10 protein-coding genes are annotated in these 16,114 nt (G+C 41.3%); 9 read left to right on the plus strand and 1 reads right to left on the minus strand.

The features are described from left to right. Positions 1 to 6: 6 nt before the first annotated feature. The 9 genes from xylA (at position 7) to JAZ75_RS17595 (ending at position 15,171) form a co-directional block, all read left to right on the plus strand. Positions 7 to 1,335, plus strand: a complete 1,329-nt coding sequence (xylA, locus tag JAZ75_RS17555; protein WP_208697087.1) for a xylose isomerase — start codon at positions 7 to 9, stop codon at positions 1,333 to 1,335. A 236-nt stretch (positions 1,336 to 1,571) separates the two neighbouring features. Then, positions 1,572 to 3,425, plus strand: coding sequence for a sialate O-acetylesterase (locus JAZ75_RS17560; protein WP_208697096.1), 1,854 nt, complete (start codon positions 1,572 to 1,574; stop codon positions 3,423 to 3,425). Positions 3,426 to 3,505: 80 nt separating this feature from the next. Further along, entirely contained in the window at positions 3,506 to 5,593 is a 2,088-nt protein-coding gene (locus JAZ75_RS17565; protein ID WP_208697098.1) for a hypothetical protein, read from the plus strand. Positions 5,594 to 5,627: 34 nt separating this feature from the next. Next, on the plus strand, positions 5,628 to 7,211 hold the full coding sequence (locus tag JAZ75_RS17570) for a glycoside hydrolase 43 family protein (RefSeq protein ID WP_208697100.1): 1,584 nt from the start codon (positions 5,628 to 5,630) through the stop codon (positions 7,209 to 7,211). A 413-nt stretch (positions 7,212 to 7,624) separates the two neighbouring features. Continuing rightward, positions 7,625 to 9,037, plus strand: coding sequence for an MFS transporter (locus JAZ75_RS17575; RefSeq protein ID WP_208697102.1), 1,413 nt, complete (start codon positions 7,625 to 7,627; stop codon positions 9,035 to 9,037). Positions 9,038 to 9,047: 10 nt separating this feature from the next. Further along, on the plus strand, positions 9,048 to 10,202 hold the full coding sequence (locus JAZ75_RS17580) for an endo-1,4-beta-xylanase (protein ID WP_168126239.1): 1,155 nt from the start codon (positions 9,048 to 9,050) through the stop codon (positions 10,200 to 10,202). A 12-nt stretch (positions 10,203 to 10,214) separates the two neighbouring features. Continuing rightward, entirely contained in the window at positions 10,215 to 11,186 is a 972-nt protein-coding gene (locus JAZ75_RS17585; protein WP_168126240.1) for a glycoside hydrolase family 43 protein, read from the plus strand. 51 nt (positions 11,187 to 11,237) lie between these two features. Then, a complete protein-coding gene (locus tag JAZ75_RS17590) occupies positions 11,238 to 13,277 on the plus strand; it encodes an alpha-glucuronidase (protein WP_208697104.1) in 2,040 nt (679 codons plus the stop codon). Between the two features lie 136 nt (positions 13,278 to 13,413). Further along, on the plus strand, positions 13,414 to 15,171 hold the full coding sequence (locus JAZ75_RS17595; RefSeq protein ID WP_168126242.1) for a glycoside hydrolase family 43 protein: 1,758 nt from the start codon (positions 13,414 to 13,416) through the stop codon (positions 15,169 to 15,171). A 103-nt stretch (positions 15,172 to 15,274) separates the two neighbouring features. Here JAZ75_RS17595 and JAZ75_RS17600 read toward each other — a convergent pair whose 3' ends face one another. Beyond that, positions 15,275 to 16,108, minus strand: coding sequence for a sialate O-acetylesterase (locus tag JAZ75_RS17600; protein ID WP_168126243.1), 834 nt, complete (start codon positions 16,106 to 16,108; stop codon positions 15,275 to 15,277). Between the last annotated feature and the right edge of the window lie 6 nt (positions 16,109 to 16,114).

Below are 16,114 nucleotides of genomic sequence, written 5' to 3' on the forward strand. Positions count from 1 at the left end.
TAAAAAATGGAAGTATTATTAGGAAATCAGGAGTATTTCAAAAACATTGGACAGATAAAATATGAAGGAGTAGATTCGGATAATCCACTCGCATTTAGATGGTATGATGCAAATCGTGTGGTAGCAGGAAAAACGATGGCCGAGCATCTAAGATTTGCATGTGCTTACTGGCACTCGTTTAATGGGAATGGATCGGATCCGTTTGGAGGACCGACACAGTTTTTTCCATGGGACGCGAAACCTGCCATTATAGACCGTGCAAAAGATAAAATGGATGCCGCATTTGAATTTATGACGAAAATGCAATTGCCCTACTATTGTTTTCACGATGTCGATCTGGTTGATTATACCGATAATGTGGTTGAAAATGAACGAAACATGGAGCGTATCGTGGATTATGCCAAGGAAAAGCAAACACAGAGCGGTATCAAATTGCTCTGGGGAACTGCTAACCTGTTTAGCCATCACCGTTATATGAACGGTGCTTCAACCAATCCTGATTTTCATGTACTGGCGCATGGCGGTGCACAGGTAAAAGCCGCTATTGATGCCACGATTGCCCTTGGCGGTGAAAATTATGTGTTCTGGGGGGGACGTGAAGGATATATGTCGCTCTTAAATACAGATATGAAAAGAGAGCAGGACCATCTGGCCCGTTTTTTACATCTGGCTAAAGATTATGCCCGTAAAAATGGTTTCAAGGGTTCGTTCTTTATTGAACCTAAACCCTGCGAGCCATCTAAACATCAGTATGACTTTGATGCGGCAACGGTGATCGGATTTTTGAGAAAGTACGATCTACTGGATGATTTTCAGTTAAACCTAGAAGTGAACCATGCTACTCTGGCTGGGCATACTTTTCAGCATGAATTGCAAGTTGCTGCAGATGCGGGGCTTTTAGGGTCTATCGATGCTAACCGTGGTGATTATCAAAATGGCTGGGATACCGACCAATTTCCAAACGATCTGAATGAACTGACCGAGTCTTTGTTAATTATTTTAGAGGCTGGTGGTTTAAAAGGTGGCGGTGTTAATTTTGATGCTAAGATCCGCAGAAATTCAACCGATCCTGCCGACCTGTTTTATGCCCATGTCGGTGGAATGGACAATTTTGCTCGCGCTTTGGTCATTGCTGACAATATTCTTCAGAAATCTGATTATAAAAAAATACGTTCAGAGCGCTATGCTAGTTTTGATGCTGGTGCCGGTGCTGATTTTGAGCAAGGAAAATTGACTTTAGAAGATCTCCGGAACTTTGCTGCTGAAAATGGTGAACCTAAACTTATTAGCGGTAAGCAGGAATATTTAGAAAATTTAATAAACCGTTATATTTAACCCGTTTTAGTAATTGTTTTTTTTTCGTTTTAGTTATGGGAAGGGCTTCTGCTCTTTTCATAACTTATTTTAATTTTATCAAGTCCATAACCAATTGACCTGTTATTCCTGTCATAAGATGCAGAGCGATGCGCAATCATCGCAATCTTAACACATCCGATGAGATAATAAGCATATGGAGGGGAAGAAACTTAAAACCGCGATTTTTTTATACAAGGAAAATATATAATTGTTCTATGAGAATTATTGCCATTCTGTTCAGCTTTTTTATTTACCAGCATGTCGTTGCCAAGATCAGGCTTCCGGCTTTAATCAGCGACCGTATGGTACTGCAGCGCGAAGTGGATCTGAAATTGTGGGGCTGGGCAGACAGTGGCGAGAAAGTAACCATCCGTTTTCAGGGAAAAATTTACCATACACAACCTGATGCTGCTGGCAAATGGTCTGTGAGCCTGCCTCCGCAGCAAGCTGGTGGACCGTTTCTCATGGAAATTAATGAATTTGTGATTCGGGATATTCTTATTGGCGATGTCTGGCTGGCCTCAGGACAGTCTAATATGGAAACCCCTATAATGCGTTTAGTGGATCGGTATCCCGAGATCAATGTGTCCAATAATCACATGATACGCTATTATAAAGTACCGACACAGGAAGTGATACAGGAAAAAGAGGAGATTGCTTCGGACGCAAAATGGTACTCAGCGACAGCTACTGATGTGATCAATTGGACCGCTTTAGCCTATTTTTATGCGCAGGAAGCATACCACCACACGGGGGTTCCTGTAGGTATGTTGGTGGTCAGTAAAGGTGGCAGTACCATTCAAAGTTGGATTAATCAAGCGCATTTAAAAGAATTTCCAGCTTTGACCGTCAATAAAGATGCATTAGCTGTTCTAGAAAATGCGGTGGTAGATCAGGGGGCCAATAAATGGTACCATGCAGATTGGGACGATCGTGACTGGAAAATAGCAACGGTGCCAAGCCGCTGGAATGAAACAGGTCTGGATGTTAAAGGTACGGTCTGGTACCGTAAAGATTTTAATTTACCTCCTGATATGGAGGGCAAGCATGCTAAACTTTACTTAGGAACAATGGTCGATCGTGATTCTGTCTTTGTGAACGGCATATTTGTGGGCACTACTTCTTATTTCTATCCTCCCCGCAAATATGATATTCCTGCAGGAATTTTGAAATCGGGAAAAAATAATATCACCATCCGTTTAACAGCTCATGCCATTGATGGCGGCTTTATTCCTGATAAGCCATACCGAATGAGCAGTGATGAAATAGAAGTAGACCTTAGGGGAGAATGGAAATATAAAGTTGGCCAAGATTTAAATGTATTGGAGCAGGCAAAAAAACAGCTTCCAAATCTGGAAACCATGGGGTCGATGCTTTACAATGGTATGCTCTATCCATTGCGCGACTATGAGGTGAAAGGGGTGATCTGGTATCAAGGGGAAAGTAATGCAGGAGATCCTAATTATGGGAAGTATTTAAAAGCACTGATCGCAAATTGGCGGACAACATTTCAAAAAGTTGAACTTCCTTTTTTACTTGTGCAGCTCCCTAATTATGCTCCGAAATCTGTCAAGCCACCAGTTGAAAGTGGTTGGGCCCGCGTTCGGGAAGCACAATTGCAAACCGCATTGGAAGTATCTAAAACGGCCTTGACAGTAACTTATGATCTGGGCGAATGGAATGATATTCACCCATTAAATAAAAAAGATCTTGCCTACCGTTTGTTTTTGCAAGCGCGTCGATTGGTCTATGGAGAACAGGTGGTTAGTGAAGGTCCGCTTTATAAAAATATGAAGATCGATGGAAACAAGATTGTTTTGTTTTTCCATCAAAGTGCAGGCGGTTTAAAGAGTCGTGAACATCGTTTAAAACATTTCGCCATAGCTGGCGAAGATAAGGCCTACGTGTGGGCAGATGCAGTTATTCAAGGTAATACGGTCATTGTGAGCAGTAATGAAGTTCCGAACCCTGTAGCCGTTCGTTATGCCTGGAGTGATAATCCGGAAGAAGCAAATCTTCAAAACAAGGAAGGATTACTTGCCTCGCCATTTCGTACTGACAATTGGTAGTGAGCTGTGGGGTAGCGGGGCGATGCATGCGGGGGTAATCAATAATATAGCAGAGAAAAATTATGAATAAAACTAAATTTATGTTTAAGAAAAAGTCAGTCTTACTGTTCTGTGCAGGTCTGTTTGCCCTATCGGCAACCGATGTGATGGCACAGCATAATGCGATAAAAAGTAATCAGACACAAAAGTTTGTTCACAAAGGTGCGGGTAATCCCTATTTGCCACTTTGGGAGCATTTACCGGATGGTGAACCTCGCGTCTTTGAGGATCCCGATCATCCAGGAAAATACCGTGCTTATATCATCGGGTCGCATGATCTACGGTTCGACAGTTATTGTGGACCTGATATCCGGATGTGGTCTGCACCTGTAGATGATCTGTCCAGCTGGAGAGATGATGGACCTATTTTCACTTACGAAACTGGTGGGCAATGGGATGTCATGTATGCACCGGACTTAGTTGAAGTAAAAAGAAAGGATGGCCGTAAAGAATATTATCTCTATCCGCACAGTCGGGGAGAACACCGTGAAGCTATGGTGGTGAAAGGAGATCGTCCTGATGGACCTTTTAAACCGATCAATTTAACGGAAGATGGTACACGTACGTTGCCTGGAAGCGTGATTGGATTTGATCCGGCTATATTTGTCGAGCAAATAACAGATCGGAATGATCCTGATTTTGAAATCGGTTTTAGAGCTTATGCCTACTGGGGTTTTCAACGCTCTTTGGCGGCTCAATTAGATCAAAATACCATGTACACGGTGAGACCCGGAACAAAAATAATCGACCGTTTTATTCCCGCAAGCGCAAGTTATGGTGTGTTAAGGGATCCAAAGGGTACGGAATATGCGCATGTTGTAACGGGAGAGGATTTGGGATCTTTTAACTTCTTTGAAGCTTCTTCCATCCGGAAAGTGGGCAATAAGTATGTGTCGGTATATAGTGGATATTCGGGGCCTGAATACGGTGTCGGAAGTTCGAACTCTACCTTGCGCTACCTGATTGGTGATTCGCCTTTGGGACCCTGGAAGAGCGGGGGTGTGCTGGTCGATTCGCGTGGACCGGTCCTTAATCAGGATGGTACAGCGATAGAAACGAGTAATGCGGGGCATAATACGCATGGCAGTATCGAGGAAATTAATGGGCAATGGTATGTTTTTTACCATAGACCGCCAAGAGGATTTGGATTTGCGCGTCAGGCAGTAGTCGCTCCGGTTATCATCGATTGGGATGAAAAACCAGTCGCACAAGGTGGGTCGGTACGCATCAGGGCTTATGATCCGTATGCCGAAAATAAAATGGTGACGGTTAAGGATAGTCAGGGTAAAGAATATAAGGGTGCAGAAGTGACTTCTGAGGGCTTCCATATTTTTGGACTCGATCCTTATCAATACTATTCAGCGGGATATACGGCCCACCTTTCTGATATCAGTACCATGCAAGATTCTTGGGATATATGGGATAATCATATGCCGGTTACAAATCTCAGAAATGGGAGTGTTGTCGGTTTTAAATATTTTGGTTTTGGGGGTCTGAAGCAGGATCAATTTGGACTGAAAGCTTTTGAAGGAACAAAAGAAGGAAACAATACCATGTTTAACCTGTTTATAACTCCAAAATCTAAAAAGTCCTTTAAAGTTAATGTTTGGATGGATGGTCCTTATGATAATGCCACTTGGAAGGGTCAGAAAATAGGGGAAATTGTCGTTCCGGAGAATGCTGCGGGTGAAACGGCAGCATTTAAAATTGATGTTTCCAAATATGTTGATCATCTGGATAAAAAGCATGCGATATACCTGGTTGCGGAAGGGGAAGATCATGAATTCCTGTTTGACTTCATCGGTCTGGGATTTAGTTCAAAGAAACATAAAATTGATCGTCCAATCGTGCCTCAAGTGCGTATCGCTGTCAACGGCAAAGCGCTGGAAATACCGGCTGTACCTGTCCGCTCTACCAATGCAAATGGCATTGTTGACTATGGTCAGTATGAGATTAAAAGTAAAATTTCATCGCAACAAGCAGCTGCACCGGTTGTGACGGCATCTTCGGATAATCCGGCTGTTAAAATTACCATTAATCAAGCAACATCATCTTCGGGAGCTTGTCGGGTAACATTTAACTACAACGGTGTGTCCAAGATTTATAATGTTATATTTACTGCTGATTAAGTCTCTAGATAAACCTAAAAAATAGATAAGTATTATGAAAATTCATGTAACAGGTATATACAGATCATCGTATTGGGTTTTACTTTTGTTTTTATTTATAAATCCAATTTATGGACAGCAAAAGGATCAGAAAGCAAAAAATCCGATCATCTTTGCCGATGTTCCGGATCTGTCGATGATCCGTGTAGGTGATACTTATTATATGAGCAGTACGACCATGCATATGAACCCGGGCTTGCCGCTCATGAAATCCAAAGACTTAGTTAACTGGGAAATGATCGGTTATGGACATCATACTCTTGCTGCTATTGATGAGCTGAATCTGGATCATAACCAAAGTACGTATGGTCGGGGATCATGGGCAAGTAGTTTACGCTTTCATCAAGGAACCTATTATGTCAGCACATTTGCACAGACTACGGGCAAGACTTATATCTATTCGACTCAGGATATCGAAAAAGGACCTTGGGAGCGAAAGGAGTTTAAGCCTGCTTTGCATGACCATAGCCTATTTTTTGAAGGGGATAAAATCTATATGATCTGGGGTGGCGGTCAGATCAATATGGTTGAACTGCTGCCCGATTTATCTGGAATAAAACCCGAGACGCAACGGGTATTAATTGAAAACGCAACGTTACCGACTACACCTGTGGGTGCGCAAGGTGGCCTTCCGGCCGAGGGATCACAGTTTTTTAAAGTAAATGGCAAATACTATCTGTTTAACATTTCCTGGCCTCCAGGTGGGATGCGGTCTGTGATTGTGCACCGAGCCGATAAAATAGATGGACCATATGAGGGGCGGGTGGTTTTGCAGGATCAAGGTGTAGCGCAGGGGGGATTGATTGATATGCCAAATGGTGCCTGGTATGCTTATCTTTTTCAGGATTATGGTGCTGTTGGAAGGATCCCATATCTTGTTCCTGTTACGTGGAAAGCGGGCTGGCCGGTACTGGGTGTGGATGGTAAAGTACCCGAAGTACTGGATCTTCCAGCCAGCAGGGGATTGATCCCGCATCTCGTTAATTCGGATGATTTTGACCGTAAAGCGGGAGAACCGGATTTACCGCTGGTATGGCAATGGAACCACAATCCTGTTGCTCAGTTATGGTCTGTAAGTGAAAATAAAGGAAAACTGAGGTTAAAGACTGGACGTGTAGATCCGCATTTTTTGCAGGCAAGAAACACCTTGACACAGCGCACCTTTGGTCCCACTTGTGAGGGTGAGACTGCAATCGATGTTTCTGCTATGAAAGATGGCGATTTTGCAGGTTTATCTTTACTGCAGCAAAACTTTGGCTTGCTAGGCATACGCATGGAAGGCGGTCAACATTTTTTAGTGAACAGCAATGCTAAGAAAGGAATCGAAGAAGAGCTGGTACGTATCCCGTTGGATCAGCAGAAAGTTTACCTAAAGGTGAAATGTGATTTTACCAATAAAAGAGATGTTGCTACTTTTTTCTATAGCCTGAATGGTGAAAAATGGGAACCCATAGGAACGGAATTTAAAATGACCTATACCATACCACATTTTATGGGCTATCGATTCGGATTATTTAATTATGCGACTAAAAATGTGGGTGGATTTGTGGATTTTGACTATTTCCACATCCGGCCCTAATTTTTTAACGGTCTTAGGACTTTACGGATTTTATAGCTGTATGTCCTTGCTTTATAAAATAAGCGATTCATCAATCCCCTACGTTATAAGACGTAGGGGATTGATTTTTTAGTGGACATCTGTTCAAAATGTAGGGATGAAACCTACACCATCTAAATTTTTAGTAAAGGGGGTTGTTTTTCCAAAAAACTTTCTTTTTAGCCATTTTCGGCCACCATTTAAACATTTTTATCTATTAATAACACATATGTATCATGTGCTAAATCGTCGTACTTGTAATTTTACAATTGTCATCATGAACTTGTGATACTGAACACATCGATAATCTTAAACATTATTGGTGGACCTAAAAAATATCAGGTATGCTTCAGCAGCTGCATGATGCATAAAAACCAATTATTTACAAGACAAAAATGAAAACTGAAACGCAAACTACAGGCGAACAGAAAGGTTTCTATAAACTTTCGTCGTTGCAACGAATAGGATTTGGATCAGGTGATCTGGTGCAAAACCTGATTTACCAAACGGTATCCATGTATCTGCTTATTTTTTACACGAATGTATTTGGGATATCTGCAACAGCGGCGGGAATTATGTTTCTCGTGGTTCGTGTTATTGACGTGATATGGGATCCAATTGTGGGTGCATTTGTTGATAAAAAGAATCCTAAAATGGGAAAATACCGGTCTTATTTAATTCTAGGCGGTATCCCATTAACTGGATTTGCCATACTCTGTTTTTGGAATGGATTTTCTGGATCATTACTCTATGCCTATATAACCTATGTTGGATTATCTATGATTTATACCTTGATCAATGTACCGTATGGCGCACTAAATGCATCGCTGACGCGCGATACGGATGAAGTAACAAAACTGACGTCGACCCGTATGTTTATGGCGAATATGGGTGGTCTGGCAGTAGGATATGGGGTACCTATACTGGTTCAATATCTTTCGCCAAATGGAAAGATCAATTCTCCCGAATCTGCGCAAGCTTGGTTTATTACAATGACGCTCTATGCTATCGCGGGCTTATTGTTATTGGTTTTCTGTTATACGCAAACTAAGGAACGTGTTGTCATGGATGTGAAAGAAACCGAAAATGTAAAAGTTTCGGATCTGTGGACAGCATTTAAACATAATGGACCTTTGCGCATATTGGCTTTCTTCTTTATTACTGCATTTGCCATGATGGCGATCGGAAATGCTGCGGGCTCATATTATATGATCTATAATGTCCAAGCACCAGAAATGCTTCCTTATTTTATGGCATTAGGATCTATTCCCGCCTTTATTTTTATGCCACTGGTGCCTGCGATAAAGCGTGCGATAGGTAAAAAGCAACTGTTTTATGTGTTCTTAACAATCGCCATATTAGGAATGATCATGCTTTATATTATTTCTGTCATACCCGCTTTAAGGAGTCAGGTTTGGTTGGTGTTAGTGGCACAATTTATTAAATCCACAGGCATCATAGTAGCTACAGGATATATGTGGGCATTGGTACCCGAAGTGATTTCCTATGGCGAGCATGCGACAGGAAAACGGATTTCAGGTATCGTGAATGCTTTGACCGGTATCTTTTATAAAGCGGGTATGGCCCTGGGGGGCGTTGTACCAGGTCTCGTGCTTGCATATGTCGGTTTTGATAAAGACAATACCATTACGCAATCGGCTTTTGCCGAGCAGGGTATCCTTTGGTTAGTGGTTGTTATACCTGCTATTTTATTACTGGTAGCCATGTTCATTATTTCAAAATATGAATTGGACGATGCGGTGATCGATAAAATAAATCATGAAATAGAATCAAGACACAAGAATTAAATCGTTAAAAATGAATAAAGTAAAGATCGTTTTTTTTGCAGGCATCGCTACATTGGGTTTGGCATGCACCTCGACTAAATCACAACAGGTAACGGGTGATCGAACCATTGAAGACCAAGTTATATTGAAGCATGCTTTCAAGGATAAATTTTATATCGGTACAGCTTTGAATCTGGAACAAATATGGGAACGCAATGCCGCCGCTATTTCGGTGGTAAAAGCTCAATTTAATTCCATCGTGGCCGAAAACTGTATGAAAAGTATGTACCTGCAACCCCGGGAAGGGGAGTTTAATTTTAAAGATGCAGATCGTTTTGTCGCATTGGGAGAGCAGCATGGCATGCATATCATCGGGCATACCTTAATGTGGCATTCGCAGACGCCAACCTGGTTCTTTATCGATGATAAAGGGAAGGATGTCTCGCGTGAAGTTTTGATTGAGAGGATGCGCAAACATATCCATACCGTGGTTGGACGCTATAAAGGACGTGTTCATGGCTGGGATGTGGTCAATGAGGCTGTGCTGGATAATGGTGAACTGCGGAAAAGTAAGTTTTACAATATCATCGGTAAAGATTTTATTAAGCTTGCTTTTCAATTTGCGCAAGAGGCAGATCCCAATGCCGAATTCTACTACAATGATTACTCAACAGCTATTCCTGCTAAACGAAATGGAATTATGAAGCTGGTCAAAGAGGTGCTCGATTCGGGTGTCCGTGTTGATGCTATTGGTATGCAAGAACATAATGGATTAGATAATCCTGCTCTAAGTGAAGTGGAAAAGACAATTGTCGATTTTGCTAGTTTAGGGACAAAAGTGATGGTGACGGAAATGGATATTTCTGTATTGCCTCATGTAAATCCCAATATGGGAGCAGAAATCAGTGAAACATATCAGTATAAAAATGAATTAAATCCATATAAAGAAGGTTTGCCGGATGCTATAGCGAAAGCTTTAGCTAGCCGTTACAAGGATTTTTTTAAATTATATCTAAAACATGACGATAAAATAACGCGTGTAACGGTGTGGGGGGTAGGTGATGGTGATTCGTGGAAAAATGGATGGCCAGTTCCCGGACGGACGGACTATCCTTTGTTATTTGACCGGGAGTATAAACCTAAACCTTTTGTCAAGGATTTAATTGAATTAGCAAAACAAAAATAACCCTATAATTTTATGAATAAAGGACGATATTTAGTACCCAATGATTTTATGGCTGATCCGTCGGCACATGTTTTTGAGAATAAAATTTACATATATCCTTCGCATGACTGGGAAAGTGGTATTCTGGAAAATGATCATGGCGATCATTTTGATATGAAAGATTACCATGTTTTTTCTATGGATGATATGGATGCCGAGGCGGTCGATCATGGCAAAGTATTGGACGTAGCAGATATTCCGTGGGGTGGAAGACAGCTCTGGGATTCGGATGTGGCGACAAAAAATGGTAAATATTATCTTTATTTTTCATTAAAAGACCAGACCGATGTCTTTAGGCTTGGAGTAGCGGTAAGTGATACCCCATATGGTCCTTTTATTCCGGAGGAGAATCCGATCAAAGGAAGTTATAGTATAGATCCCTGTGCTTTTCAAGATGATGATGGTAGCCATTATCTGTATTTCGGGGGAATATGGGGCGGGCAGCTTCAATATTACAGAAATAACAAAATGACTTATCCCATGGATTTGCCGCACTGGCATGATCTGGCGCTATGTCCAAAAGTTGTAAAACTAACGGAGGATATGTTGCAATTTGATGAAGAACCAAAAGATCTTGTTATTTTGGATCAAGAAGGTAACCCTCTTAAACAGGGAGATCTAGACCGCCGTTTTTTTGAGGCTTCCTGGATGCATAAATATGGCGACAAGTATTATTTCTCGTATTCTACCGGTGATACGCATTTATTGTGTTATGCAATAGGGGATAATCCTTATGGTCCATTTACCTATCAAGGTGTGATTCTGACTCCGGTGGTTGGTTGGACCACTCACCATAGTATACTGCAATTTAAAGAGAAATGGTATTTGTTTTATCATGACTGTGTGCCCTCTGGCGGTAAAACATGGCTGCGGAGTATGAAAGTAGTCGAGCTTGAATATGATGAAAAGGGATTAATCAAGACGATGGATGGGCAAGAATGCTGAACTTGAGGAACTTTTGTAGCCTAACCAATTATAAACCTGATTTTTAATCTTATGATGAAAATAAGTTGTTTTCTTTTGCTTTTTATTTTCCCTTTTTCTCGTATTCAGGCGGAGGACGGAAGTAAGCTATGGCTCAGGTATGTTCCTGTCTCTAAAGAAATAGCTCAAAGTAGATCCATCACGGTTGCTGCTGAAAACCCAATTGCGGTACGTGCACAACAAGAATTAATTACTTTTTGGAGGGGACAGTCCATTGGATTAGAACTAGATAAAAAATTGCCGTATTTAAAAGATGGTTTTAAAATAACAGGTCATCGAGATCGGATCAAGGTGACCGCACATGAGCCCGCCGGTTTATTATATGCAGCTTACCATCTGTTGCAATTACAGGAAACGGATCAACAGGTTTTAAATTTGAATGTGGAAGAAATACCATCATTTGATATCCGTATGCTCAATCATTGGGACAATCTTGATCGCACGATTGAACGTGGTTATGCCGGATATTCGTTGTGGAAATGGGATGAATTGCCAGGTGTCATATCTCCTCGATATGAAGAGTATGCACGAGCTAATGCTTCTATTGGTATCAATGCTGTTGTTATTAACAATGTAAATGCCTCTCCTCAAATTTTGAGTTCGGAATATGTGATTAAATTAAAAAGTCTGGCTGATATCTTTAGAAGATATGGAATCAAAGTTTATTTATCTGTGAATTTTTCTTCACCGAAGGTGTTAGGAGGAACTTCTGATTCGGATCCTCTAAATCCGGAGGTCATTTTATGGTGGAAGAATAAAGTCAAAGAGATTTACAGTGTTATTCCTGATTTCGGCGGTTTTTTGGTGAAAGCGAATTCGGAGGGCCAACCTGGTCCTCAGGATTATGGCAGAACGCACGCTGAGGGGGCAAATATGCTTGCCGCTATTTTAAAACCGTATCAGGGTTTTGTGATGTGGCGGGCATTTGTTTACAATCCTACGACCGAAGATCGTGCCAAGCAGGCCTATCAGGAATTTGTGCCACTCGACGGTTCCTTTAGCGATAATGTGATCATTCAGATTAAAAATGGACCGATCGATTTTCAGCCTCGTGAACCTTTTAATCCGCTCTTCGGAGCGCTCAAAAAAAGTTATGAAATGGTCGAATTTCAGATCACCCAAGAGTATCTGGGATTTTCGAATCATTTGGTTTATTTAGCGCCTTTATTTAAAGAAACATTAGCTAGTGATACCTATGCGGATGGAGCGGGAAGTACAGTCGCCAGATTAACGGATGGTACCTTACGGCCTGCGCGAAAGACAGCAATTGCAGCGGTGGCGAATATTGGCGATGATACCAATTGGACAGGTCACCACTTTGCACAGGCGAATTGGTATGCCTATGGAAGACTGGCGTGGAATCATCATCTCGCGTCTGAACAAATTGCGGAAGAATGGATCGCAATGACATTTTCGAAAGATAAGCAGTTTATAGCTGCTGTGAAAGAAATTATGATGACTTCACGGGAAGCTGCTGTAAATTATATGATGCCACTCGGGCTGCATCATATCTTTGCTTTCGACCATCATTATGGACCGGAACCGTGGGGCGATCAAAAAGGTGGACGTCCCGATTGGATGCCTTGGTATTATCATCAAGCAGATACAATAGGTGTAGGGTTTGATCGGACAGCAAGAGGGAGTAACGCAATCTCACAATACAGTCCTCATGTCGCGAACATATATGGTGATATCCTGCTATGTCCAGATCATTATTTACTTTGGTTTCATCATGTGCCGTGGAATTATACGATGAAAAGCGGCTTATCCTTGTGGGATGAATTATGCTATCAATATGATCTCGGGGTAAAGCAGGTACGCGACATGCAAAAAGTATGGGATAGATTGGAAAATCAGGTCGATCAGCAACGTTTTGCTGAAGTGCAATCGAAACTGAAGATTCAAGCTAAAGATGCGGTATGGTGGAAAGATGCCTGTCTCCTTTATTTTCAAACATATTCCAAAAGACCTATACCTTATGATATCGAAAGACCTGTATATGAATTGGAGGATTTGAAGAAAATCAAGCTGAATATGAAACATCATAATTAACGTCTTATTGCGCATAGCGGTAAGTGTTAGTAAGGGAAATGATCGGTTTTCTATGTTGAATGGACGATAACCTGTTTTACTTATGATGAATTAAAAAATTATTGAAAACATAAATAACAAAGATAAGATGCAAATCATGCAACAGAAAAAACATATAAAAATAGGATTATTGTCCTGCCTATTTGCTTTTACTTTACTATCATCCTGTCAGGCAATGCGCGCAGATGAGAGAAAAGAGCCGATCGGAAAAGTGGTAGGGCAGCCCTTGTACAGTAATTTTAAATACACCGGCAACGATGCTTTCTATAGTGAAAATCCAATTGTGCCAGGTCAATTTTACAGCACCATTTTACAGGGATGCTATCCTGATCCCAGTATCACCAGAAAGGGAGATGATTATTATTTAGTCGCTTCTTCATTTGTGATGTTTCCTGGCGTTCCTATTTTTCATTCCAAAGATATGGTCAACTGGAAGCAGATCGGCCATGTGCTAAACCGCGAGTCGCAGCTACAAGTTGGTACTGCAGGTATCAGTGAGGGGGTATATGCGCCGGATATTATGTATAATCCAAATAATGACACCTTTTATATGATCACAACGCAATTTGCTTCGGGGATCGGTAATATGGTTGTTAAAACTAAAGACCCGAAAGCAAACAATTGGTCTGATCCGATTAAATTACAGTTTGATGGAATTGATCCGGCTTTATTTTTTGATGATAATGGCAAAGCATATGTGGTGCATAATGATGCTCCGGATAAAGGAAAAGAACTGTACACAGGCCATCGGGTGATCAAGATCTGGGAATACGATGTCGCGACTGATCAGGTGATCCCGGGCACGAGTAAGATCATCGTTGATGGAGGAGTAGATCTAGCCAAGCAACCTATTTGGATTGAAGCACCGCATATTTACAAGAAAAATGGACAATATTATTTGATGTGCGCTGAAGGGGGAACGGGAGGGAATCACAGTGAGGTTATTTTTTCGAGCAGTCATCCAATGGGGCCTTATACTCCTGCGAAAAATAATCCGATTCTTTCACAGCGTCATCTCCCTGCAGATAGACCCAATAAAGTGGATTGGGCAGGTCATGCAGATCTAGTTCAAACTGCTGATGGGGAATGGTACGGTGTATTCTTAGCGGTTAGACCAAATGAAAAGAATCGGGTCAACACCGGTCGGGAAACATTTGTGCTGCCCGTTGACTGGTCTGGTGAATGGCCGATTTTTAAAGGTGGAATGGAGCCCCTTAAAGCATTGGTGCATACACCAAAAGGGATTGAAAGCAGTAAAGATAAATCCGGATTTTTCCCCAATGGAAATTTCACCTTTAACGACAAATTAAATGAAAAAACGTTGGATGAGCGGTGGATAGCTTTGCGGGGACCTCGTGAAAAGTTCTTAGTGGGTGAAAAGAAGGGATTGGCAATCAAACCTTTTGCTGTTACTGTTCAGGAAAAAAAACCAATTTCGGCACTGTTTTACAGACAGCAGCACATCGCATTTGTGGCGGAGGTAGAAATGGATTATACTCCAGGTTCTGAAAAAGACTTTGCCGGTATTACCTGTTTACAAAGTGAAAAATTCAACTATGTATTGGGTGTTACAAAATCCAATAATGAATATTACATCCAACTCGAACGGACTGAAAATGGCATAACAAAAGTACTTGCGCAACAGAAGCTCAGTAGATCGGGTAAAATGAAATTGCGTGTTAGCGCCACAGGCGATGATTATACATTTTCGTATGCGTTAGATGGAAGTTCTTTTCAGCATCTGGGCGGAACGGTATCTGGCGATATTCTGTCAACGGATGTTGCAGGCGGATTTACAGGAGCGATGATTGGACTTTATGCAACATCTGCATATGAAACACCGGTAGAAAAATAGCGTGACGGTCTTTATTGATATGCTTATCAAGGAAATTCGAATATGTATTTTCCCTGATAAGCATATTTTTTAGCTTAATTTAAAGCTTTTGTATTCCTATAGATTAAGGTTTTAAACCCAGCATGACCTGCGCATAATTAATCCCCAGCTTTCTATAGCCTGCAACGCTAAAATGCAGGCCATCTGCCACACCTTCACAATCTTTTGAAGAGACAATATGCGCATTTTTGAGGGTTTGGGGTAACGTGTGAATGATGGTATTCATGCTTGCACATCTGCCGCCTTGATCTGCCGCTAATAATTCACCAGCTAGGAGTGGAGTTTTTTCTTCCTGCAATGCTAGATCTTTCAATAGGTTGTGATATACTTGACTGACCTTGTTAGGCCAATCTTGGTCTCCCGTATTTGATTCGCCCTGATGCAGTAAGATGCCTTTGATGACTCCACTTTGCTGTGCGATCTTTCCCATTTCAACTAATCTATCATAGGGATTATTGTCGTACGCAGCTAACATACCCTTCATCCAGTTAGGGGCTTTTTCTACATAATTTGCCACACTATCTTGATCGAACAATTGGATATGGCATCCTCCAATGGATACATTGATGATCCCTATGCGAATACTATCGGGTAGATTTTCAGCTAAGGTTTTACCAAAATAGTCTGCAGGCGTAAGACCGGTATTACATCGGGTGATTGGAGGTTTGGCGAGGTACCATTCTCCTTTTTTACGATTGAGGTCCGGGCAGTCAACTGCTTGAAGTGAATAGAAACGGTTGTTGCCTAAGGTGTCTTGATCTTCAAATTTACTATGTCCTTCCATATTGGATTGACCAAAACACAAATAGATATGAAAGTTTTTGTCTTGTGCATAACCAAGCGTGCAAAAAAACAAAAACAATAAAAGAAATTTAAATTTTAAGGTGCGTTTTTTCATAGTTTT

Source organism: Sphingobacterium sp. UDSM-2020, assembly GCF_016132525.1.
Classification (GTDB): Bacteria; Bacteroidota; Bacteroidia; order Sphingobacteriales; family Sphingobacteriaceae; genus Sphingobacterium; species Sphingobacterium anhuiense.